Annotated in this window: 29 protein-coding genes; 28 read left to right on the plus strand and 1 reads right to left on the minus strand. The window is 29.1% G+C overall.

The genetic code is table 11. The features are described 5' to 3' along the window. Position 1 precedes the first annotated feature (1 nt). The 6 genes from CRU91_RS09355 to CRU91_RS09380 all read left to right on the plus strand — a co-directional run bounded on the left by CRU91_RS09355 (position 2) and on the right by CRU91_RS09380 (position 8,950). On the plus strand, positions 2-499 hold the full coding sequence (locus CRU91_RS09355; RefSeq protein ID WP_113894967.1) for a hypothetical protein: 498 nt from the start codon (positions 2-4) through the stop codon (positions 497-499). Between the two features lie 246 nt (positions 500-745). Then, positions 746-5,620, plus strand: a complete 4,875-nt coding sequence (locus tag CRU91_RS09360; protein ID WP_113894968.1) for a hypothetical protein — start codon at positions 746-748, stop codon at positions 5,618-5,620. Next, positions 5,620-6,519 carry a hypothetical protein gene (locus CRU91_RS09365; protein ID WP_113894969.1) on the plus strand — a complete coding sequence of 300 codons (900 nt, stop codon included), beginning with the start codon at positions 5,620-5,622 and terminating at the stop codon, positions 6,517-6,519. The genes CRU91_RS09360 and CRU91_RS09365 overlap by 1 nt, the downstream gene beginning before the upstream one ends. Beyond that, positions 6,519-7,559, plus strand: a complete 1,041-nt coding sequence (locus CRU91_RS12275) for a hypothetical protein (protein WP_222718447.1) — start codon at positions 6,519-6,521, stop codon at positions 7,557-7,559. The genes CRU91_RS09365 and CRU91_RS12275 overlap by 1 nt, the downstream gene beginning before the upstream one ends. Positions 7,560-7,573: 14 nt before the next feature. Next, entirely contained in the window at positions 7,574-8,044 is a 471-nt protein-coding gene (locus CRU91_RS09375) for a hypothetical protein (protein ID WP_113894970.1), read from the plus strand. Positions 8,045-8,167: 123 nt separating this feature from the next. Then, positions 8,168-8,950 (plus strand): DNA adenine methylase, encoded by a 783-nt coding sequence (locus CRU91_RS09380; RefSeq protein ID WP_113894971.1) that lies wholly within the window; start codon positions 8,168-8,170, stop codon positions 8,948-8,950. Positions 8,951-8,965: 15 nt separating this feature from the next. On the opposite strand, the gene CRU91_RS09385 is transcribed toward CRU91_RS09380, so the two are convergent. Then, a complete protein-coding gene (locus CRU91_RS09385; protein ID WP_113894972.1) occupies positions 8,966-9,634 on the minus strand; it encodes a DUF4145 domain-containing protein in 669 nt (222 codons plus the stop codon). Positions 9,635-9,747: 113 nt separating this feature from the next. Here CRU91_RS09385 and CRU91_RS09390 point away from each other — a divergent pair, with 113 nt between their 5' ends. The 22 genes from CRU91_RS09390 to rplO all read left to right on the plus strand — a co-directional run bounded on the left by CRU91_RS09390 (position 9,748) and on the right by rplO (position 19,807). After that, positions 9,748-10,473: a hypothetical protein gene (locus CRU91_RS09390; protein WP_113894973.1), complete on the plus strand. Its 726-nt coding sequence runs from the start codon at positions 9,748-9,750 to the stop codon at positions 10,471-10,473. Beyond that, positions 10,451-11,101, plus strand: a complete 651-nt coding sequence (locus CRU91_RS09395; protein WP_235826992.1) for a S24 family peptidase — start codon at positions 10,451-10,453, stop codon at positions 11,099-11,101. Before CRU91_RS09390 ends, CRU91_RS09395 begins: the two co-directional genes overlap by 23 nt. Positions 11,102-11,457: 356 nt before the next feature. After that, positions 11,458-11,772 carry a 30S ribosomal protein S10 gene (gene rpsJ, locus CRU91_RS09400; RefSeq protein ID WP_026803515.1) on the plus strand — a complete coding sequence of 105 codons (315 nt, stop codon included), beginning with the start codon at positions 11,458-11,460 and terminating at the stop codon, positions 11,770-11,772. Between the two features lie 19 nt (positions 11,773-11,791). Then, the gene (gene rplC / locus CRU91_RS09405; protein WP_113894974.1) at positions 11,792-12,367 is read left to right on the plus strand and encodes a 50S ribosomal protein L3; all 576 of its coding nucleotides are present in this window, start codon (positions 11,792-11,794) and stop codon (positions 12,365-12,367) included. Beyond that, positions 12,364-12,975 carry a 50S ribosomal protein L4 gene (gene rplD / locus CRU91_RS09410; protein ID WP_113894975.1) on the plus strand — a complete coding sequence of 204 codons (612 nt, stop codon included), beginning with the start codon at positions 12,364-12,366 and terminating at the stop codon, positions 12,973-12,975. Before rplC ends, rplD begins: the two co-directional genes overlap by 4 nt. 1 nt (position 12,976) lies before the next feature. Then, positions 12,977-13,258, plus strand: coding sequence for a 50S ribosomal protein L23 (locus tag CRU91_RS09415; protein ID WP_113894976.1), 282 nt, complete (start codon positions 12,977-12,979; stop codon positions 13,256-13,258). Positions 13,259-13,268: 10 nt separating this feature from the next. Beyond that, positions 13,269-14,096, plus strand: a complete 828-nt coding sequence (rplB, locus tag CRU91_RS09420) for a 50S ribosomal protein L2 (protein WP_113894977.1) — start codon at positions 13,269-13,271, stop codon at positions 14,094-14,096. Positions 14,097-14,105: 9 nt separating this feature from the next. Continuing rightward, positions 14,106-14,381: a 30S ribosomal protein S19 gene (rpsS, locus tag CRU91_RS09425; RefSeq protein ID WP_113894978.1), complete on the plus strand. Its 276-nt coding sequence runs from the start codon at positions 14,106-14,108 to the stop codon at positions 14,379-14,381. Between the two features lie 2 nt (positions 14,382-14,383). Next, positions 14,384-14,716, plus strand: a complete 333-nt coding sequence (gene rplV / locus CRU91_RS09430) for a 50S ribosomal protein L22 (protein WP_026803521.1) — start codon at positions 14,384-14,386, stop codon at positions 14,714-14,716. Next, a complete protein-coding gene (rpsC, locus tag CRU91_RS09435; RefSeq protein ID WP_113894979.1) occupies positions 14,716-15,420 on the plus strand; it encodes a 30S ribosomal protein S3 in 705 nt (234 codons plus the stop codon). The genes rplV and rpsC overlap by 1 nt, the downstream gene beginning before the upstream one ends. 2 nt (positions 15,421-15,422) lie before the next feature. Then, complete coding sequence (rplP, locus tag CRU91_RS09440; RefSeq protein ID WP_026803523.1) at positions 15,423-15,848, plus strand: 50S ribosomal protein L16; 426 nt, start codon at positions 15,423-15,425, stop codon at positions 15,846-15,848. Continuing rightward, entirely contained in the window at positions 15,835-16,026 is a 192-nt protein-coding gene (rpmC, locus tag CRU91_RS09445; RefSeq protein WP_113894980.1) for a 50S ribosomal protein L29, read from the plus strand. The genes rplP and rpmC overlap by 14 nt, the downstream gene beginning before the upstream one ends. A gap of 9 nt (positions 16,027-16,035) precedes the next feature. Next, positions 16,036-16,287 carry a 30S ribosomal protein S17 gene (gene rpsQ, locus CRU91_RS09450; RefSeq protein WP_113894981.1) on the plus strand — a complete coding sequence of 84 codons (252 nt, stop codon included), beginning with the start codon at positions 16,036-16,038 and terminating at the stop codon, positions 16,285-16,287. Further along, entirely contained in the window at positions 16,287-16,655 is a 369-nt protein-coding gene (rplN, locus tag CRU91_RS09455; RefSeq protein ID WP_024776088.1) for a 50S ribosomal protein L14, read from the plus strand. The genes rpsQ and rplN overlap by 1 nt, the downstream gene beginning before the upstream one ends. Next, on the plus strand, positions 16,655-16,894 hold the full coding sequence (rplX, locus tag CRU91_RS09460) for a 50S ribosomal protein L24 (RefSeq protein WP_113894982.1): 240 nt from the start codon (positions 16,655-16,657) through the stop codon (positions 16,892-16,894). The genes rplN and rplX overlap by 1 nt, the downstream gene beginning before the upstream one ends. 1 nt (position 16,895) lies before the next feature. Then, positions 16,896-17,444, plus strand: coding sequence for a 50S ribosomal protein L5 (gene rplE, locus CRU91_RS09465; protein WP_113894983.1), 549 nt, complete (start codon positions 16,896-16,898; stop codon positions 17,442-17,444). Further along, positions 17,444-17,629 carry a type Z 30S ribosomal protein S14 gene (locus CRU91_RS09470; RefSeq protein WP_004510833.1) on the plus strand — a complete coding sequence of 62 codons (186 nt, stop codon included), beginning with the start codon at positions 17,444-17,446 and terminating at the stop codon, positions 17,627-17,629. Before rplE ends, CRU91_RS09470 begins: the two co-directional genes overlap by 1 nt. 12 nt (positions 17,630-17,641) lie before the next feature. Next, positions 17,642-18,040, plus strand: coding sequence for a 30S ribosomal protein S8 (gene rpsH / locus CRU91_RS09475; protein WP_113894984.1), 399 nt, complete (start codon positions 17,642-17,644; stop codon positions 18,038-18,040). Positions 18,041-18,049: 9 nt separating this feature from the next. Beyond that, positions 18,050-18,586 carry a 50S ribosomal protein L6 gene (gene rplF / locus CRU91_RS09480; protein WP_113894985.1) on the plus strand — a complete coding sequence of 179 codons (537 nt, stop codon included), beginning with the start codon at positions 18,050-18,052 and terminating at the stop codon, positions 18,584-18,586. Positions 18,587-18,595: 9 nt separating this feature from the next. Then, complete coding sequence (gene rplR, locus CRU91_RS09485; protein WP_113894986.1) at positions 18,596-18,955, plus strand: 50S ribosomal protein L18; 360 nt, start codon at positions 18,596-18,598, stop codon at positions 18,953-18,955. Between the two features lie 9 nt (positions 18,956-18,964). After that, on the plus strand, positions 18,965-19,405 hold the full coding sequence (gene rpsE, locus CRU91_RS09490) for a 30S ribosomal protein S5 (RefSeq protein WP_113894987.1): 441 nt from the start codon (positions 18,965-18,967) through the stop codon (positions 19,403-19,405). A gap of 3 nt (positions 19,406-19,408) precedes the next feature. Continuing rightward, entirely contained in the window at positions 19,409-19,807 is a 399-nt protein-coding gene (rplO, locus tag CRU91_RS09495; RefSeq protein ID WP_113894988.1) for a 50S ribosomal protein L15, read from the plus strand.

Consider the following 19,807-nt stretch of genomic DNA (forward strand, 5'->3'; position numbering starts at 1 on the left):
TATGAATAATAAATTAAATCCTTTAAAAACAAAACATGATCTAACACTTGTAATAGATGATGTATCTTATAAGTTTACTTATAAACCTGTGAATATACAAACTCAAAGTGAACTTGATGACTTTAAAAATAAGAACTCTTTAGAATATGAAAAAATTGATGAAAAAAGAGCTGAACTAAAAGACCTTAAAGAGATGAAAGCTCTCAATGAAGAGATTGTTAAAGATGTAAATTTAATAGATAAAGCAAAAATCTTCTTTGAACAAAAAGAGTTGCTTAAAAAAATATCTGCTTTGGAAAAAGAGTTAAAAGAACTTGAAAAAGATATAAAAAATATTGATGATGTAGTTGAAGAGTATTATCAAAAGCAGTTCGAACTGTGTGTTATTGGTGATGGAAAAGTTGCTTTACAAAACGCTATTGAAGATGCAGGAATATCTTATGCAGTTATAAATGTGTATCTTCAAGAAGCTTTAAAAGAGGCTGTTGAAAAAAAGTAGATAGTTTAGTTAGATATCTAAAAGTACAAGGTAAAGATAATGGTATCTTTGCCTATAAACTAAAAAGTGATTTTGAAATAATACTTTTTAATATTTATAGTTTAGCAATAAAATCAAATGGTTTTGGTGCAGAAATAGACTATTTGATAGTTAAAGATTATTGTAATAAAGAAGGATATGAAGCTTTGGAAGTTTTTCAGATATTAAAAAATGTAAAAAGTAGAGTTATTAGTTAAGAGAGAAAATATGGGAAAAGATGTAAGAGTAAAAATTAAAATAGACTCAGATAGTACGAAACTAGATGAGTTAAACAGTAAAATTAATAATACCAAAGAGCATTTTAATAATACAAACTCTGCAGTAACTACTTTTCTACAAAGAATAAACTTTGGTGTAAAAGCCATAGGAGGTTTTTATTTATTAGGTAATGTTTTAGGAAGTATTAAAAATGTAGGATTTGAAGCAAATAGACAGCTTCAAAATATTGAAAATTCCTTAACAACTTTAAAGGCTGTTAGTTCTTCTAATGTAGATACTTTGGGAAAACAACTAACAGTACAAGAAAAATATAATTTAGCTCAAGTTGAATCAAAAGAGATACTAGAAAAGTTAATTAAGATTAATAAAGAGGTTCCACATAGTGTAGAGCAAACATCAAGAATTTATGATGCAATATTTATAAGTATGTCAAAAGCTGGAGCTTCAAGTGAAGACTTAATAGAAATTACTAAAAAGTTATCTATTGCAACAGGTAATAGAATGAGTATAGATGAATTACTTAGTGCAATTGATAATTTAGCTGATGGAACGGTTGTTGCTAGTTCTAGTATGGGTAGATTCTTAAAAAGTATAGGCTTAGGAAATGATGAAATTAAAAGAAGTACAAATGTGGTACAACTCTTTAAAGATAAACTATCAGGTTTCCAGTCATTAGATAGCTTTGATGGACGAGTTTCTAGACTTAAAGAAAACTTTTCTAATTTATCAACAACCTTAATAAAGACATCTTTTGATAAATTTTCATCAAGTTTAATACCTCTTTCTTCATTATTAGATTCATTAAATGAAAAGCTTGTGAAATTTGATAATAAAATTAATAAAGTACAAGACATACATAAGCAAAATAGTATTTCTGTTTTAAAAGATCAATTAAAAGACTTAGATAAAAGAATAGAAGAGTCAAAATTATCTCAAAATAGATGGTATAACGACTCAAGCAATATACAAGCAGAAATAAATAAACTAAATCTTCTTAAAAAAACTACAGAAAAAAAGATAAAATCTTTAGAAGATGATAATAATGCGAAGTTAAAATTTGATTTTTCTGATCAAATAAAACAAGGTGAAAAGCTAATAAATGAAGTATTAAATCCTACAAGTGCAAAAATAGAAGAAATAAACGCTAAGTATAAAAAATATTTTGATTTATATAAAAAAGAGGGTAAAGATACTACACAACTTCAACTTGCATTAAATAAAGAGATAGCTGATGTTCATGATAAAGATATATTAAAAAATAAAAAGAATATAAAATCTTTAGAAGATTTACGAAAAGCCTATACTGATATTGCAAAAATAGGAATGAGTGATTATGAAAAAGCATTAATTGGTATTTCTGAACAGTCAAAATCTTGGCTTGAAACTGGAGTAAGTATAAATGATACTTTAGCAGCACAAATTAAATTAATAGATGAACTAAATACAAAGAAAGTTATTGATGATTCAAAAGAAGATTTAAGCTATCAAGAAAGATTGCTTCAATTAAAAACAGATTCTTATGAAAAAGAACTGGAGTTAGCAAATATATCTTATAGTCAAAAAGCTTTAGATATTCAAGGTTCAAATAAACCTATTGAAGATAAACAAAAGCTTCTTGAACTTGAAACACAAATCTATAAAAAAACAGTTGAACGATTAGGAGTTGAAAACCAAATAAATATCTTAGATGAAACTTCAAACTCTTATCAAGATATGCTAGAGTCTCAAATCTCTTTAATAGATGCAACAAATGATTGGAATAGTAATCTTACAGGCACAGCTGCAAGTTTAAATAATATTGCAAGTGCAACAGCTAATTTGTCTAAACTAAATCTTACAAATTTAAAAGCAGAAAATAAATTAAATAATGAGTATGAAAAAAATAAATTAAAATATGCAAGTGATAGTAAAAAGCTAAAAGAACTTGATATTAAATACACAAAAGATAAAGCCTCTTTAGATTCAAAAAATATAAGTGCAACACTACTTGGATATTCAAATATAGCTGGTGCTTTGAGTTCTATGTATGATGAAGGAAGTAAAGAAGCCGCTGCTTTTCAAATAGCTCAAAGTTCACTAGCTTTAGTTGAAGGAACAAGAGCTGTTCTAACAGCAGGAACTGGTGATCCATATACTGCAATTCCTAGAATGATTGCTATGGGTGCAATGGTTCAATCTTTACTTGGAAGTATTGGTGTAGCTTTTGGGATGAATAAAGAGAGCCAAAGTTGGGATAGTTTTTCTAAAATGGGAGCAAATACAGGTGTTGGTTCTGTTTTAGGAGATAGTAGTGCAAAAAGTGAAAGTATAAGTAACTCTTTAGCTATTTTAGAAGATTTTGCAAAACCACAATTCCAAGTTTTACAAGATATGAATAAAGCAGTTCAAAGTATTGAAAGTAAAATTGCTGGTATTACAAAGATTTTAATAAATAATGCTGGATTTGCTCTAGGTCATGGATTTGAAGGATTTGAAACAGATTATAAAAATAGTGTAAAAATTAGTAATACTTTGTCAACTGCAATTATAAGTGGTGGAGCTGGATTAATACTATCAAAATTAAAAATCCCAGTTGTTAGTGATATTGTTGGTTTTTTAGGTAGTGGAATAAATAAAGTTTTAGGTGGAGTTTTTGGAAAAACTTCTGTTAAACAAACACTGCATGATTCAGGAATTACTTTTAATGATATTAGTTTAGTTCAAGCTTTAAAAGATTTAGATGGAGATGCTTATCAAACTATAAAAACTGTTAAGAAAAAAAAGAGTTGGTTTGGAAGTTCAACATCAACATCGTATAAATCATATTTTCAAGATTTAGATAAAGAGACAAATAGACAATTTACTTTAGTTCTAAATAATCTGTATGATACAGTATTGAATGCAGGTGTTGCATTGGATAGTTTAGAAAAAGATACTCAAAAAAATCTCTCAAAATTTGTAGTGAGTATTGGAAAAATATCTTTAAAAGATAAAAGTTCTGCTCAAATTCAAGAGATATTAGGAAATATTTTTAGTAAATTAGGTGATGATTTAGCTAAGAGTGCTTTTCCACTTCTTGAAGAGTTTCAAGCTGTTGGAGAGGGTATGTTTGAAACTCTAACAAGAGTTGCAACTGGTATGGAAGAGGCTGGATTTTATATAAAAAGATTAGGACAAGGATTTGAAGATATAAAATATACAGAGATTTTAAATAAACAAGGTAAAGTTGGATTTGAAGCACTCTATCAAAGTATAGAAAAGTTTGAAGAAAAAACTTATGGTGCTAATAGTGGATTGTTACAAATTATAGATAGTCTTAACTCTACAGCTGAAGAGTTATATGGAGTTTATATAATTTTAGATGAATTAAGAGATAGAATTAAGTTCTTAGGACATGATACTTATGGTTTAACAAGAGCTATGATAAGTGGTGCTGGAAGTATAAATGCTTTACAAGATGGATTCAAAGATTTCTTTGATAATTTTTTAAATGATGATGAACAACTTACTTTTAATACAAAACAACTAATAGATAATTTTAACTCTTTAAATATTGCATTACCAACTTCAAAATCTAACTTTAGAAGCTTAATAGATAGTATAGACTTAACAAATGAATCTGGACAAGAGCTGTATGGAAGATTGATAACTTTAAGTGGAGCTTTTGCAACTGTTAGTGATAAAACAACTTCTAGTTTGGAAGAACTTATAAAAGAGATAGATGAACTAAATAATAGTAGTTTTAATAGCTTTGTATTAAGTTTAGAAAAAGTAGGAGATAGTCTAAAATCTTTAAAAGATATTGCATTTGGATTTATAAATAGTTTTAATACTTCAAACTCTGATTTAAAAACAAATATCATAACTTATAATCAAAAAAGAGCAAGCTTTGAAGAGTATTTTAATGAGAATGGAAGTTTAAAAGATGGTGTTGAGTTTGATGCTGTAAAATCACTTTATAGTGAAATATCTTCAATTGCAAAGAATATAGCTTCTAAAGATGATAATTTAACAAGTAGTTTAATATCTAAATTTGAAAAAGATATAGAACAGTTTGATTTGGCAAATGATGTTGTAAAAGTAAAAATAGTTGATGGTTTAGGAGGTCTTTTGGATTTACAATCTTTACAACTTGCACAACTTCAATTAGCTTTTAAAGATGGAACTATATCAAAAGATGAACTTGAAAAAATAGCAGGATTAGATGATGTAACTATAAAAAAGATATTGGAATTTGTAGAAAAAAGTAACTATTTTAATATAGATAATAAACAAGAAGATATCTCAAATAAAAAAGAGCTAGAAAAACTTGATACACAATCTTTTATAAAAAATGATTATATAGGTAAACAAGAGCAAGTTGATATTATGAAACTTTTAGGAGTTTCATATAACACAGCAAAACCTTTAATCGAAAGCTTACAAGATTTAAACTCTATTGCTAGTAAAGATCTATTCTCTTATGTATCAAATTTAGTTGGTTTTAAAGGTGGTGAGTTTTACGATTTAACTATCTATGATCATATCAAAAAATTAAATCCATTCTTACAAAAAGATTTATCAAATATTTTAGAACAAATAAGAAAAGAGGCTTTATTTAATAAAGATAAAAATGCAAAATCAAAAAAAACTTTAAACTCTTATTCTGTAGGAAGTACAAATATAGAGTATGACCAAATAGCACAAATACATAAAGGTGAAGCAATCATTCCTAGAAATTTTGCTGATGGATTAAGAGATGGGAATTTAAGCTTAGGAGATAACTCAAAGGTTGTTAAGACAATAGAAAATCTTATCACTATTTGTATTCAAGGTTTTGAAGAGTTACGAAAAGTTAGAAAAGAGGTGCAAATAATAGAAGCTAAAATAGGAGGTAATATTTAATGGTAATAGTTCCAAGAGATGAAGTTGTTATCTTAGATAGTAATATTCCTGAAGTTGAAGCTGGTATTCCTGTATTTAGTTCAACAGCTAATTATTCTCTAAATCAAACTGTACAGTTTGGAGATTCTATATATGAGAGTTTAAAAGATAATAATAAAGGCGTTGTTCCAACTCAAGACAAAAATAATCTAAATTGGTTTTATAAAGGTAAAACAAATAAATATCGAATGTTTGATGAGTATATAGATAGTATATCTTCAAACCCAAATACAATAACTTACTCTTTTAATGTCTCTGATATAGATACAGTTTGTTTTTTGAATCTTGAAGCTTTTTGGGTAAAAGTTGAACTTTATAATAGATATAACGACTTAATTTTTTCACAAACAAAATCAACATATACAAGAAATGCTAGTAACTGGTACGAATGGACTGTTGCAAAAAGTGCTAGTGAAAAAGTTTTATTTTTTAAAAATATTCCTTTTTCATTAAACTGTACTTTAAAAATAGAGATAAATAAACAAGGCAATATAGCAAAATGTGGTTTGTTAATGTTTGGTGGAAGTATAAATTTAGGAGCTACATTAACAGAACCAAAGCCTGTAAGCTCTATAAGAAATATTGCCTCAAAAGAGAGATTGCCAGATGGAACTATAAAGTTTACAAACTCAAGAGTTTATAAAAGGGTAGTTTTAAATGTAATCGTTGAAACACAAAGAATATCACAGGTTCAAAATATACTAGAAGAGTACACAGATAAACCTTTGCTTTTTATAGGTGCTGAGAGAGAAGATAATAGTCTAAATGCTTTAACAGCATTTGGATTTTTTAGAGACTTTGATAAACCAATAGGTTTAGATTTTACACAATATCAAATTGAAATAGAAGGGATAGTTTAATGGCAACTATAAATAATTTAACACCATTTAATACACAAAAAAAAGCAGTTGAAGGTAGTGCAAACTTTAGAGAGAATGCTTCGTATTCTTGGGATTGGTTAATACAACACACAAGTGAAGTAAATCAACTAATAAATGCACTAAATACAAAAACAAATGAGATTATAAATGAAGTAAATTTATATGTTCAACAAAATCTAGAGAATAATCCTATAAATAAAAATACTCTAGGACTTGATAAAGTAGATAATACAAAAGATACAGATAAAAAGGTTTTATCTGCTTCGAAACTAACAACAGCTAGAAACTTTGCTCTTGCAGGAGCTATTGTAGGAAATGTAAATGTTGATTTTTCTGGAAATGTATCACTTAATACTTCATTTGATGTAACTTCTATAACTCCTAATTCATATAAATTAGGAGGTTTTACACAAACAACAGCAGCTAGTGCAAATACAATAGTAGCAAGAGATAGTGTAGCAGATGTAACAGCTAGATTATTTAGAACAAATTATGAAAATAATCAAGCTTCTGAAACTTCAGGTATCTGTTTTAGAAATAACGCTGAAAGTGATAACTATCTAAGAGTTATGTCACCTATACATTTTAAAACATATTTGACTTCAATAGGAGTAAAAATAACAGATACAGTTCCTACAAATGTAGCAAGTGCAGATAAACTAACAACAGCTAGAAATATTGTAATAAGTGGAGCTGTAACTGGTAGTGCAGCTTTTGATGGAAGTGGAAATATAAATATCCATACATCTGTCTCAAGTAGTTTATCAGTCGGTACTTATGTTTTTGCATATCATAATGTTCTTGCAGATATACCATTAGGTGGAACAGTTGCAGGTTCGACTTTAATTCCTGCTTCATTCATACAAGATGCTCTTCCTTCTGTAGGTACAGCTAAGACTATGTATCTTGCTGGACAAGGTACTTTGTCTGGTACTTGGAGATCATGCGGTGGTACAAATGTACAGCTTCCTGGAAATCAAAAAACAAAAAAAGCAAGCTTATGGCTAAGAATAGCCTAGTAAAGGAAAATAAAATGCAATTTATAAAAATAAGAGATTTAAAATATGCTTCAAAGAATAAAACTTTAATAGATTTATTTGCAATAAATGAAGAGTTAGGAGAAATCCCTATGACTTTAAATTTAGAAGATACAGAGAATATACATACTTTTTTTGATGTAAAGAAAAATAAAGAGTATCCATTAGAGATATATTGTAAATCACAAATAATAGCTGATTATGTAGAACCTGAAATAGAACAAGAGATTGTATATGTTCCAAGTTCTATTACTCAAAGACAATGTAGATTAATGCTTCATAAAATGGGTAAATATAAACAAGCAGCTACTTTGATTGAAGATAGTGTAGATGATGAGATAAAAATAGAGTGGGAATATGCCACAACAATAGAAAGAACAAATCCATTAGTAAGTTATTTAGAAGATAAACTAGAACTAACAAAAGAGCAATTAGATAACTTATTTATTGAAGCGAGTAAATTATGAATATGTAAAACTAAAAAATTACTTCATAAGAAAACAGCCACCACCCCTGATAGCTGCATAAAAATTTTACAAAAAAAATAACATTACTTTAAAAAAAGTGATGTTTTTTCACAAAGGATAATTATGCAAAAAACAAAACTAAAAGCCCCATTTGGTTGGGTAGGTGGTAAAACTCAACTTGCTCCTGATATTATAGAACTTATTCCACAAGAACATAAAACTTATATTGAAGTTTTTGGAGGAGCAGGAAGTGTACTTTATCAAAAAGAACCAAGTAAACTTGAAGTGTTTAATGATATAAATAGTGAACTTATAAATCTTCATAGAGCTATTAGAAATAATCCACAAAGCTTATCTATATATTTAAATGATTTACTTATCTCAAGAGATATTTTTAATGCTATAAAAACTAAGCATTTAAGAGGTAGAAATAATATAGAAAAAGCAGCCTTTTACTTTTATCAACTTACCCAATCGTTCGGAAGTAAAGGTGATAACTTTGCTATGTCTGCAAAGTCAGGACGAAAACCTAAAAATATTTATAGAAACTTTAAAACTATAAGTGAAAGATTAAAGTTTGTAACTATTGAGAATATGAGCTTTAATAAGCTTATACCATTATATGATAAAGATGATGCATTCTTCTATGTAGACCCACCTTATGTATCAACTGAAAGCTACTATAAAAATACGGGAGGTTTTGGAATAGCAGAACATGAAGAGTTAGCACAACTGTTGTCAAATATAAAAGGTAAATTTTTATTGAGTTATAACGATAGTGTAATAGTTCGAGAGTTATATAAAGGCTTTAATATTAGAAGTACAAAAGAGATAAGATATACTCTTGGAGCAAATATGCATGGTAAAAAAAAGAGTGTAAATGAGGTGTTTATAACTAACTACTAACTAAGAATTTCTTAGTTAGTTTAAATGAGTAGCCAAGAAATTTTCAATATCTCTTATCATGTCTTCAACATCTTTATGTGTAAATTCACTATCTTTACCATGGGCAGCACTATTTCTAATATCAGCTAATGCAGTAATACTTTTTTGTTGGAACTTATTATAAACACCAGCTTTTGCTAAATCGGCATTCATTTTATCAAGTTTTCCATGTGGTATTTTTTCTTTATCACATAGACTCCTAAGAGCTGTCTCTAAAACTACTCCTGCAATTACAGCAGCAGCTAACTTATACTTATTCGATAGTAATTCTTTAGCTTGTTCTAACTCTGTATCAAAAACATCTGCTTCTATTAAAGACTTTATAGAAGATAAAAGCCCCTTATTATAATCATCTTTTAGTGCCAAAAATAATGCTTTCTGTCTATCGAAGATATTAGAATTATCATCGAAACCATTTTTTACTTTAGATTCATTTTCTAATTCTTTATAGTACATGCAATCAATATTATTACTATGTATTAATAATATTATATTTTTTAGGTTTAGTGACCATTTTTTATGTAATTCATCATTAATATCTGTATAAGATAAACCAAATTCACTGCTATTTTTTTGTTTAGAAGCTTCTATTCCTAACATTTCTTTTTCTAGATCTTCAAATCTAGAAGATATTTTATTTTTCATGTAAATCCTTTATGTGTTAAAATTAAGTATGCAAAACTATAACTAAATATTAAAAGATATACAAATAAAAATTGATGATATAATAATTTGAAATTAAGACAAGGAATATAAAAATGAAAAAAGAAATTAGTAATTTAAAAATAAAGCCTTATTCAGAGCTTGTGATAGATGCAGCTGAAGATGTTTGTAAAGGTGCTTATAATTTTAGTAAATTTGCTTTGAATGTATTTTATAGAGCATCAAATCTAAAGGCATTAAAGGAAAGCTTTGATGCATATCAAATTGAGAAATTATCACAAGTAATTGAAGATTTTCAATATGAGCATTCTAAGATAGATGATGATAAAAAACGAGAATTTTATGAAGATTTAAAATATAATAAACAGAATTTAGAATTTTTATACTCATTATTTGAAAAATCTAGAAAGTCAACATATAGAATTCATATGCAACTATTGACTTATTTATCAAGTTCATTAGTAAATAAGAAAGAATTAAATTATCATGAGAAAACATTATTATCAAATATAAATATTTTAAATGATGAAGATTTAATTTATTTCCATAAAATTTTAAAGGAAAGTGTATCTGATATTAATGAAGCAAAAATAAAAGAAATAAAAATATCTTTTCCTATAAAAACATATACTGAACATTATATATTTGAAAAACTTGAGAGAGTTGGATTTATAGTTAAATACGTTAGTGATGCAGGAATAATGGCTGATATTGAATATGAACCATATGTTTATAAAGATCAATTTTTTTATATACATGATTTTACAGTAGAAATCTATAATTTCTTAGATTTAATTTTTGGAGATAAACATAGCTCTTAACGAAATATTAGAAAAATTAAAAGATATACTTTCCAAAGAACTAGATAATAAAAAAGTATTTGATAAAGATATAGCTCAAGCTTTAGATATAAACTATGATATATTTAGAAAAGCTAAACAATATAACAGAGTTCCATATTGGGAGATAATGCAATTTCTAGCTAAAAGAAGTATATCTATTAATTGGTTCTTCTTTAACCAACTTCCTGAGAGCCTTATTGAAAATACATCTAACTACATTATATTAAAGTATTATAATAATGTATCAGGCTCAGCTGGCCTTGGAACTATAAACTATCACTTAGATCAAGAACCTCTTATTATTGATACTCAAGTATTAGATTATATAAATAGTAACTATAAATATACAGAACTAATAAAAGCCAATGGTGATAGCATGTATCCACTTATTCATGAAGATAGTTTGATATTTATTGATACTTCAATAAAAGAGATAAATAATAAAGATATCTTTGTAGTAAATGTAGATAATGAACTTTTTATAAAACAAATTATATATAAAGGTGAATACTATATATTAAAAAGTATAAATACATATTATAAAGATATAAAAACAAAAGAATTAGTTGTAATAGGTAAAGTAAAAGGAGTTCTAAATAAGATTTAATTTTGCTTGTAAAATGTAACCAAAAAAGCTTAAAAAGTATTGTTTTTTATAGATACTGACATTTCATAAGCAAAATAATAACATTTCAAATGCGTTTTCACACCTTATTAAACTAAAATTATGAAACAATACAATATTTATTTAAAAAAGGAGTTAATTGAGAAATATAAAATTAAACTTAATTAAGCTTATAATTGATATTTTATTCCTTTATATAAGGAAATAAATTTATAAATATTTTTCTAAAACACCCATAAATATTGACATTTAACACAATTTAAGTTATAATCCGCGTCCACTTAATGTGGTTAGAGCCATTTTTTGGTGTCTAACGAGTTCTTTAAAGGAAAAAATATATGGAAAAAATCAGATTAAAGCTTAAAGCTTATGATCATAGAGTTTTAGACAGAAGTGTTGCTTCAATAGTTGAAGCTGTTAAAAGAACTGGTGCTGATTTAAGAGGTCCTATTCCTCTTCCTACAAAAATCAGAAGATATACAGTTATCAAAGGTCCTCACGTAAACAAAGATTCTAGAGAGCAATTTGAAATTAGAGTTCATTCAAGAATGATTGACATCATCTCTGCAACTGCAGACACTGTTGATTCATTAATGAAACTAGACTTAGCTCCTGAAGTTGATGTTGAAGTAAGATCAATGGGTCAAGAATAATAAGAAAGGGTAATACAAGATGGAATTTATAGTTCAAAAAATCGGTATGAGTAGAACAGTATCTGTTCCTAGTACAGCGGTTACACTTTTAAAAGTTCTTGATACAAAGGTATGTCAAGTTACTGATGGTGTAGCACTTGTATCTTATAGCAATGGTAAAAAAAATAACAAAGCTATCGAGGGACAACAAAAAAAATACAATCTATCTAAAGAGTTTAATAGATTTGCAACAATTACTGTGGCTAATGCAGAAGCTGGAGATTTAGATGTTTCAGGTTTGGGTGTTGCTAAAGTAGTTAAAACAACTTTTAAAACAAAAGGTAGAGGTTTCTCTGGTGCTGTAAAAAGATGGAATTTTGCTGGTGGTAGAGGTTCTCACGGACACAGAATGGGAAAAAGAACAGGTTCAATTGGTAACTGTGAATTTCCAGGAAGAGTTCAACCAGGTAAAAAAATGCCAGGACAATACGGAAATACAAATGTATCTGTAAAAAATGAAATCATTTCATTTGATGCTGAAACTGGAATTTTAGTATTAAAAGGTTCAGTATCTGGTGCAAATGGAACATTAGGTAAAGTAAAGGTTGCTAAATGAGTAAAGCAATAGTATTAAATGAAAAATTTGAAAATAATGGTGAAGTAGTTTTACCAGCAAGTTATGAAGAAATTAATCAACATAACTTATATTTATATGTTAAATCATATTTAGCTTCTTTAAGAGCAAATACTGCTAGAGCAAAAACTAGAGCTGAAGTGAGTGGTGGTGGTAAAAAACCTAAAGCTCAAAAAGGTAGTGGTGCTGCTAGATGGGGTTCTAAAAGATCTCCTTTATTTGTTGGTGGGGGACAAGCTTTTGGACCTACTAAAAGAAACTATGATCAAAAAGTAAATAAAAAACAAAAAGCTTTAGCACTTAAATATGCTTTAAATGCACAAGCTAATAATGGTTCACTTTTTGTTGTGGATTCATTTAAAGTTGAATCAGGTAAAACTAAAGATGCAGTTGCAGTTTTAAATAAATTAAATAAAAGAGATACATTAATTGTTGTTGATACAATTGATGAAAAAACTTATTTATCATTTAGAAATATTAAAAACTGTTATATGGTTGAAAAGCAAGAAGTAAATGCTTACTTAATTGCAGTTTACCACTCTGTACTAATTGAAAAATCAGTACTAGAAGTATTAACTAAAGAGGCTTAAGATGGCAGATATTACAGATATTAAATCAATTTTATATACAGAAAAAACAATTGAGCTTCAAGAAAATGGTGTAATCGTTGTTCAAACAAGTCCTAAAATGACTAAAAACGGTTTAAAAGAGGTGTTTAAAGAGTATTTTGGAGTAACTCCATCAAAAATTAATTCTTTAAGACAAGACGGTAAAGTTAAAAGATTTAGAGGAAAAGTTGGTAAAAGAGCTGATTTCAAAAAATTCTATGTAACATTACCAGAAGGCGCAGCTATTGCGAACCTATCAGCGTAAGGAGTAAAGAATGGCAATTAAAAAATTTAGACCAATAACTCCTGCTAGAAGATTTATGTCAGTTATTGAGAGTTCTGATATTACTTCAAAACCAACAGTAAGATCTTTACTTGTAAGAGTAAAAGCAAATGCTGGTAGAAATAATAATGGTAGAATTACATCAAGACACAAAGAAGCAGGTGCTAAAAAACTATATAGAATTATCGATTTTAAAAGAGATAAATTTGGAGTAGAAGGTACAATTGCAACTGTTGAATATGACCCATATAGAAACTGCAGAATTTGTTTAGTTTCTTATTTAGATGGAGATAAAAGATATATTATTCAACCATCTGGATTAAAAGTTGGAGACAAAGTTCAAGCTGCTGAAAGTGGATTGGATATTTTACCAGGTAATGCAATGAGATTAAGTAACATTCCAGTTGGAACAATGGTTCATAATGTTGAGTTAAAACCAGGTAAAGGTGCACAGTTTGCTAGATCTGCTGGTGGATATGCCCAAATTATGGGTAGAGAAGATAAATATGTTATCTTAAGATTACCTTCTGGAGAAATGAGAAAAATCCTTGGTGTTTGTATGGCTACAATCGGTGTAGTTGGTAACGAAGATTATATTAATATGGTAGTTGGAAAAGCTGGTAGAAATAGATACTTAGGAGTTAGACCTCAAACTAGAGGATCTGCAATGAACCCTATTGATCACCCACACGGTGGAGGGGAAGGTAAAACTAACTCTGGAAGACATCCTGTTACTCCATGGGGTATGCCAACTAAAGGTTATAAAACTAGAAAGAAAAAAGCTAGTGATAAACTAATCATTTCAAGAAGAAAGAAGTAAGGGTTTAAGATGGCAAGATCAGTAAAAAAAGGACCATTTGTAGATTCACATCTATTAAAAAAAGTTGTAGCTGCTAATAGTTCAAAAGATAAAAAACCAATTAAAACTTGGTCAAGAAGATCAACAATATTACCAGATATGATTGGATTAACATTCAATGTACACAATGGTAGAAACTTTGTACCAGTAAATGTAACAGAGAACCATGTTGGATATAAATTAGGTGAGTTTGCACCAACTAGAACGTTTAAGGGCCATAAAGGTTCTGTTCAGAGAAAGGCGTAATAATGGCAAGAGCAATATTAAAATTTATTAGAGTTTCTCCAATTAAAGCAAGACTTATTGCAAGAGAAGTTCAAGGAATGAATGCAGAGTATGCTATAGCATCTTTACAATTTACTCCAAATAAAGCTGCTGGAATTATCTCTAAAGTAATAGCTTCTGCTGTTGCAAATTCTGGTTTAGATCCTGTTGATGCAGTTATCACATCGGCTAGAGTGGATAAAGGTCCAGTTCTTAAAAGATTTACTCCAAGAGCAAGAGGTTCAGCTTCACCAAAGCATAAACCAACTGCACATATTATGATTGAAGTAGCTGCTGCAACAAAAGGAGACAAATAATGGGTCAAAAAGTTAATCCAATAGGTTTAAGATTAGGTATTAATAGAAATTGGGATTCAAGATGGTTCCCAAAATTTGAAACAATGCCTGCAAATGTAGCTGAAGATGACAAAATTAGAAAATTTGTTAAAAAAGAGTTATATTATGCTGGAATTGCTCAAACAGTTATCGAAAGAACTGCTAAAAAAGTAAGAGTTACAGTTGTTGCTGCAAGACCTGGTATTATCATTGGTAAAAAAGGTGCGGATGTTGAAAAACTAAAAAATTCTTTATCTAAATTAGTAGGAAAAGAGATTGCAGTTAATATTAAAGAGGAAAGAAAACCTCAAATATCAGCTCAATTATCTGCTGAAAATGTTGCTCAACAATTAGAAAGAAGGGTAGCATTTAGAAGAGCTATGAAAAGAGTAATGCAAAATGCATTAAAAGGTGGAGCAAAAGGTATTAAAGTATCTGTTTCTGGAAGACTTGGTGGAGCTGAAATGGCTAGAACTGAGTGGTATTTAGAAGGAAGAGTTCCATTACATACTTTAAGAGCTAGAATTGATTATGGTTTTGCTGAAGCTCATACAGCTTATGGTTGTATAGGTATAAAAGTTTGGATTTTCAAAGGTGAAGTTTTAGCTAAAGGAATTCCTGCTGAAAAATCAGAAGATACTGCTTCAAAACCAAAAAGAAGACCAGCTAAGAAAAGAGGTAAATAATTATGTTAATGCCTAAAAGAACAAAATTTAGAAAAATGATGAAAGGCCGAAATAGAGGTCAAGCTCATAGAGGTAACTCTTTAGCTTATGGAGATTTCGGAATTAAAGCTGTTGAACACGGAAGAGTAGATTCAAGACAAATCGAAGCTTCTAGGGTTGCAATGACTAGAAAAGTAAAAAGACAAGCAAAAGTATGGATTATGGTATTCCCTGACAAACCACTTACTGCAAAACCACTTGAAACAAGAATGGGTAAAGGTAAAGGTTCTGTAGATAAATGGGTTATGAACATTAAGCCAGGAAGAATTTGTTTTGAGATGGCTGGTGTTGATGAAGCGTTAGCAAGAGAAGCTTTAGCTTTAGCTATGCATAAATTACCATTTAAAACTAAATTTGTAACAAGAGATAGCGAAAATGAACTATACTGATATTAAAGATAAAAGCTTGAATGAATTACAAGCGTTATTAAAAGAGAAAAAGGTGCTTCTTTTTGAATTAAAAGCTAAGCTAAAAACTATGCAGTTAACAAACACTTCTGAATTAAGAGTAGCAAAAAAAGATATTGCTAGAATTCAAACAGCTATTACTGCATCAAAAGCTAACTAAGGATCTAGTATGACACATAAAAGAGAGATTCAAGGTGTAGTAGTAAAAAGATCAGGTGATAAAACAGCTTCTGTTTTAGTTACAAGATCAGTTTTACACCCAAAATATCACAAAACTGTAAAAAGATTTAAAAAATATTTAATTCATGATGAAAAAAATGAATTAAATGTTGGTGATAGTGTTATTGCAGTTGAGTGTAGACCATTGTCAAAAACTAAATCTTTTAGATTAAAGACAATCGTTGCTACAGGAGTTAAATAATGATTCAAAGTTTTACAAGATTAAATGTAGCTGATAATACAGGTGCTAAAGAGATTATGTGTATCAAAGTTTTAGGTGGTTCTAAAAGAAGATATGCAACTGTTGGTGATGTTATTGTTGCTTCTGTTAAAAAAGCTTTACCAACTGGAAAAATTAAAAAAGGTCAAGTTGTAAAAGCTGTAATCGTAAGAACTCATAAAGAAGTTCAAAGAGAAAATGGTTCATTAATTAGATTTGATGATAATGCAGCAGTTATTCTTGATGCAAAAAGAGAGCCTGTTGGAACTAGAATTTTTGGACCAGTTGCCAGAGAAGTTAGATATTCAGGTTTTATGAAAATCGTTTCACTTGCACCGGAGGTATTATAATGGCAATTAAATTAAAAATTAAAAAAGGTGATACTGTAAAAATCATCGCTGGTGATGATAAAGGTAAAACTGGAGAAGTTTTAAAAGTATTACCAAAAGCTAACAAAGTAATCGTGAAAGATTGCAAAGTTGCTAAAAAAACTGTTAAACCTGATCAAGAAAAAAATCCAGATGGTGGATTTATAAATAAAGAGATGCCAATTGATATTTCAAATGTGGCAAAAGTAGAAGGTGAGTAAGATGGCATCAAGATTATTAGAAAGATACAAAGCTGAAATTAAACCTGTACTTGAAGCAGAGTTTGCAAAAAATAAAACTTTAACAGCTAAAGTTGATAAAGTTGTAATCTCTGTTGGTGCTGGTGAAGCTATGAAAGATACTAAGTTAATCCAAAATATTCAAGACACAATCTCTTTAATTGCTGGTCAAAAAGCAGTTAAAGTTATTGCTAAAAAATCTGTTGCAGGATTTAAAGTAAGAGAAGGAATGCCTGTTGGTGTTAAAGTAACTTTAAGAGGTGAAAACATGTATCATTTCTTAGACAAACTATGCAATGTTGCACTACCAAGAGTTAAAGACTTCAGAGGTTTGAATAAAAATGGTTTTGATGGTAGAGGAAACTTTAACTTTGGACTAGATGAACAACTAATGTTCCCAGAAGTAGTTTATGATAACATCATTAAAACACACGGGATGAATATTTCAATTGCAACAACTGCAACAAGTGATGCTGAATCTTTCAGATTACTTGAATTAATTGGAATTCCATTTACAAAAGGAAGAGCGTAATGGCAAAAAAATCTATGATCGCTAAACAACAAAGAACACCTAAATTTGCTGTAAGAGCATATACAAGATGTTCTGTTTGTGGAAGACCACACTCTGTTTACAGAGATTTTGGTTTATGTAGAGTTTGTTTAAGAAAAATGGCTAACGAAGGTTTATTACCAGGTGTTAGAAAAGCTAGTTGGTAGGAGAAAAAAGCTATGATGAATGATTTAATCGCAGATGCTTTAACTAGAATTAGAAATGCTGCAATGAGAAGATTAGAAGTTGCAACATTATTACACTCAAATACAGTTGTTGGTGTGATGAATGTACTTTTACAAAAAGAGTATATTACTGGATTCAAAGTTATCGATGGAACAAATAATAAAAAAACAATTCAAGTAGAATTAAAATATGATGAAAATGAAAAATCAGTAATTAACGAACTTGTAAGAGTTTCTAAACCAGGAAGAAGAGTTTATAAACCAGCTTCTGAAATTAAAAACTTTAAAAATGGGTACGGTACTATTATTCTTTCAACTAACAAAGGTATTATCGCTAATGATGAAGCGTATGCTGCTAATGTTGGTGGAGAAGTACTTTGTACTGTTTGGTAGGAGAGTGTAATGTCAAGAATTGGTAAAAAACCTATCGCTATTCCTTCAGGAATTGAAGTTACTGTAAATGATACAGTAATTAATGTAAAAAAAGGAAACAGTGTTTCAACAGTTGAAACTCATGGAAGAGTTGGTGTAGAAGTAGCTAATGGTCAAGTTGTTTTATCTAAAATTGGTGAAACAAAAGAATCAGCAGCATTCTGGGGAACTTATAGAGCATTAACTGCGAATGCAATTAATGGATTACATGAAGGTTTCACAAAAACTTTAGAGATTAATGGAGTTGGTTATAAAGCTGCCGTAAAAGGTAATATTTTAGAACTAATTTTAGGATATTCTCATCCAATTAATTTTGAGATCCAAAAAGGTTTAGAAATCTCTGTTGAGAAAAATATAATTACTGTTAAAGGTGCAGATAAACAACAAGTTGGTCAGGCTGCTGCAATTATTAGAGGCTTTAGAAAACCAGAACCTTACAAAGGTAAAGGTGTAAAATATTCTGATGAGAAAATCATTAGAAAAGCCGGAAAAACTGCTAAGAAGTAAGGTGTAACTATGAGTAGAGAAAAAGATTTAGCAAAAAAAGTTGCTTTAAGAATCAAAAGAAAAAAAAGAGTTAGAGCTAATATTTCTGGTACGGCTGAAAAACCTAGAGTATCAATTTTTAAATCTAACAAATACATTAGTGCACAAGCTATCAACGATGTTGAAGGTAGAACTTTAGCAGCTGTTAGCTCTCAAGCTATGGGTTTAAATGGTAATAAAGAGAATGCTGCAAAAGTTGCAGCTGAGTTTGCTTCTAAATTAAAAGCAGCTGGTATAGAAACAGTTGTTTATGATAGAAACGGGTATCTTTATCATGGTGTTGTTGCAGCATTTGCTGACGCATTAAGAGAAAATGGTATTAAATTATAAGGATTAATGATGGCAGTAAATAGAGAAGAATTTCAAGAAGCAATCGTTAAAATTGGAAGAGTAACAAAAGTTGTAAAAGGTGGTAGAAGATTCAGATTTACAGCTTTAGTTGTTGTTGGAGATAAAAACGGAACAGTAGGATTTGGAACAGGAAAAGCAAAAGAAGTTCCAGATGCTATTAAAAAAGCATTAGATGATGCTTTTAAAAGCTTAGTAACAGTTTCTATAAAAGGAACAACAATTGCACATGATATTGAACATAAATATAATGCAAGTAAAATATTATTAAGACCAGCATCAGAAGGTACTGGGTTAATTGCTGGAGGAGCTGCGAGACCTGTTCTTGAGCTTGCTGGATTAAAAGATATTATTGCAAAATCTTTAGGTTCAAATAATCCAAATAACCTTGTACAAGCTACTGTTGAAGCTTTAGCAAGAATTAAAGGATAGTATATGATATTAGAAAATTTACAACCAGCTTGTGGAAGTACAAAAGATACAAAAAGAAAAGGTAGAGGTCAAGGTAGCGGTAACGGTAAAACTGCTGGAAAAGGTAACAAAGGTCAAAAAGCTAGATCTGGATACAATGTAAAAAGAGGTTTTGAAGGTGGACAACAACCATTAGCAAGAAGACTTCCAAAAGTTGGATTTGTTTCTAGAGTTGTTAAACCTTACTCAATAAATGTTGATAAAGTTACAGCAGTTGCAAATCTTGATGAAATTACATTAGATTCTATTAAATCTGTGTATAAGTTATCTAAATCAGTTGTAAAAGTTAAATTAATTGGTGCAACTGCAAAAAATTTAAGTGCTAAGATTAAAGACGAAAACATTACAACTACTGGAAAATAA

The sequence above is a fragment of the Aliarcobacter vitoriensis genome (assembly GCF_003316695.1).
Lineage (GTDB): Bacteria > Campylobacterota > Campylobacteria > Campylobacterales > Arcobacteraceae > Aliarcobacter > Aliarcobacter vitoriensis.

Bases quoted from the DNA above. Each gene is read 5' to 3' on its own strand.
- rplB (WP_113894977.1), top strand. From the start codon at position 13,269: ATGGCAATTAAAAAATTTAGACCAATAACTCCTGCTAGAAGATTTATG.
- CRU91_RS09390 (WP_113894973.1), top strand. From the start codon at position 9,748: ATGAAAAAAGAAATTAGTAATTTAAAAATAAAGCCTTATTCAGAGCTT.
- CRU91_RS09355 (WP_113894967.1), top strand. From the start codon at position 2: ATGAATAATAAATTAAATCCTTTAAAAACAAAACATGATCTAACACTT.
- rplF (WP_113894985.1), top strand. From the start codon at position 18,050: ATGTCAAGAATTGGTAAAAAACCTATCGCTATTCCTTCAGGAATTGAA.
- CRU91_RS09385 (WP_113894972.1), bottom strand. From the start codon at position 9,634: ATGAAAAATAAAATATCTTCTAGATTTGAAGATCTAGAAAAAGAAATG.
- rplV (WP_026803521.1), top strand. From the start codon at position 14,384: ATGGCAAGAGCAATATTAAAATTTATTAGAGTTTCTCCAATTAAAGCA.
- CRU91_RS12275 (WP_222718447.1), top strand. From the start codon at position 6,519: ATGGCAACTATAAATAATTTAACACCATTTAATACACAAAAAAAAGCA.
- rpsH (WP_113894984.1), top strand. From the start codon at position 17,642: ATGATGAATGATTTAATCGCAGATGCTTTAACTAGAATTAGAAATGCT.
- rplP (WP_026803523.1), top strand. From the start codon at position 15,423: ATGTTAATGCCTAAAAGAACAAAATTTAGAAAAATGATGAAAGGCCGA.
- rpsJ (WP_026803515.1), top strand. From the start codon at position 11,458: ATGGAAAAAATCAGATTAAAGCTTAAAGCTTATGATCATAGAGTTTTA.
- rplN (WP_024776088.1), top strand. From the start codon at position 16,287: ATGATTCAAAGTTTTACAAGATTAAATGTAGCTGATAATACAGGTGCT.
- rplD (WP_113894975.1), top strand. From the start codon at position 12,364: ATGAGTAAAGCAATAGTATTAAATGAAAAATTTGAAAATAATGGTGAA.
- rpsC (WP_113894979.1), top strand. From the start codon at position 14,716: ATGGGTCAAAAAGTTAATCCAATAGGTTTAAGATTAGGTATTAATAGA.
- rplC (WP_113894974.1), top strand. From the start codon at position 11,792: ATGGAATTTATAGTTCAAAAAATCGGTATGAGTAGAACAGTATCTGTT.
- rpsS (WP_113894978.1), top strand. From the start codon at position 14,106: ATGGCAAGATCAGTAAAAAAAGGACCATTTGTAGATTCACATCTATTA.
- CRU91_RS09470 (WP_004510833.1), top strand. From the start codon at position 17,444: ATGGCAAAAAAATCTATGATCGCTAAACAACAAAGAACACCTAAATTT.
- CRU91_RS09365 (WP_113894969.1), top strand. From the start codon at position 5,620: ATGGTAATAGTTCCAAGAGATGAAGTTGTTATCTTAGATAGTAATATT.
- rpmC (WP_113894980.1), top strand. From the start codon at position 15,835: ATGAACTATACTGATATTAAAGATAAAAGCTTGAATGAATTACAAGCG.
- rplX (WP_113894982.1), top strand. From the start codon at position 16,655: ATGGCAATTAAATTAAAAATTAAAAAAGGTGATACTGTAAAAATCATC.
- rplR (WP_113894986.1), top strand. From the start codon at position 18,596: ATGAGTAGAGAAAAAGATTTAGCAAAAAAAGTTGCTTTAAGAATCAAA.
- CRU91_RS09360 (WP_113894968.1), top strand. From the start codon at position 746: ATGGGAAAAGATGTAAGAGTAAAAATTAAAATAGACTCAGATAGTACG.
- CRU91_RS09415 (WP_113894976.1), top strand. From the start codon at position 12,977: ATGGCAGATATTACAGATATTAAATCAATTTTATATACAGAAAAAACA.
- rplO (WP_113894988.1), top strand. From the start codon at position 19,409: ATGATATTAGAAAATTTACAACCAGCTTGTGGAAGTACAAAAGATACA.
- CRU91_RS09380 (WP_113894971.1), top strand. From the start codon at position 8,168: ATGCAAAAAACAAAACTAAAAGCCCCATTTGGTTGGGTAGGTGGTAAA.
- rpsQ (WP_113894981.1), top strand. From the start codon at position 16,036: ATGACACATAAAAGAGAGATTCAAGGTGTAGTAGTAAAAAGATCAGGT.
- rplE (WP_113894983.1), top strand. From the start codon at position 16,896: ATGGCATCAAGATTATTAGAAAGATACAAAGCTGAAATTAAACCTGTA.
- rpsE (WP_113894987.1), top strand. From the start codon at position 18,965: ATGGCAGTAAATAGAGAAGAATTTCAAGAAGCAATCGTTAAAATTGGA.
- CRU91_RS09375 (WP_113894970.1), top strand. From the start codon at position 7,574: ATGCAATTTATAAAAATAAGAGATTTAAAATATGCTTCAAAGAATAAA.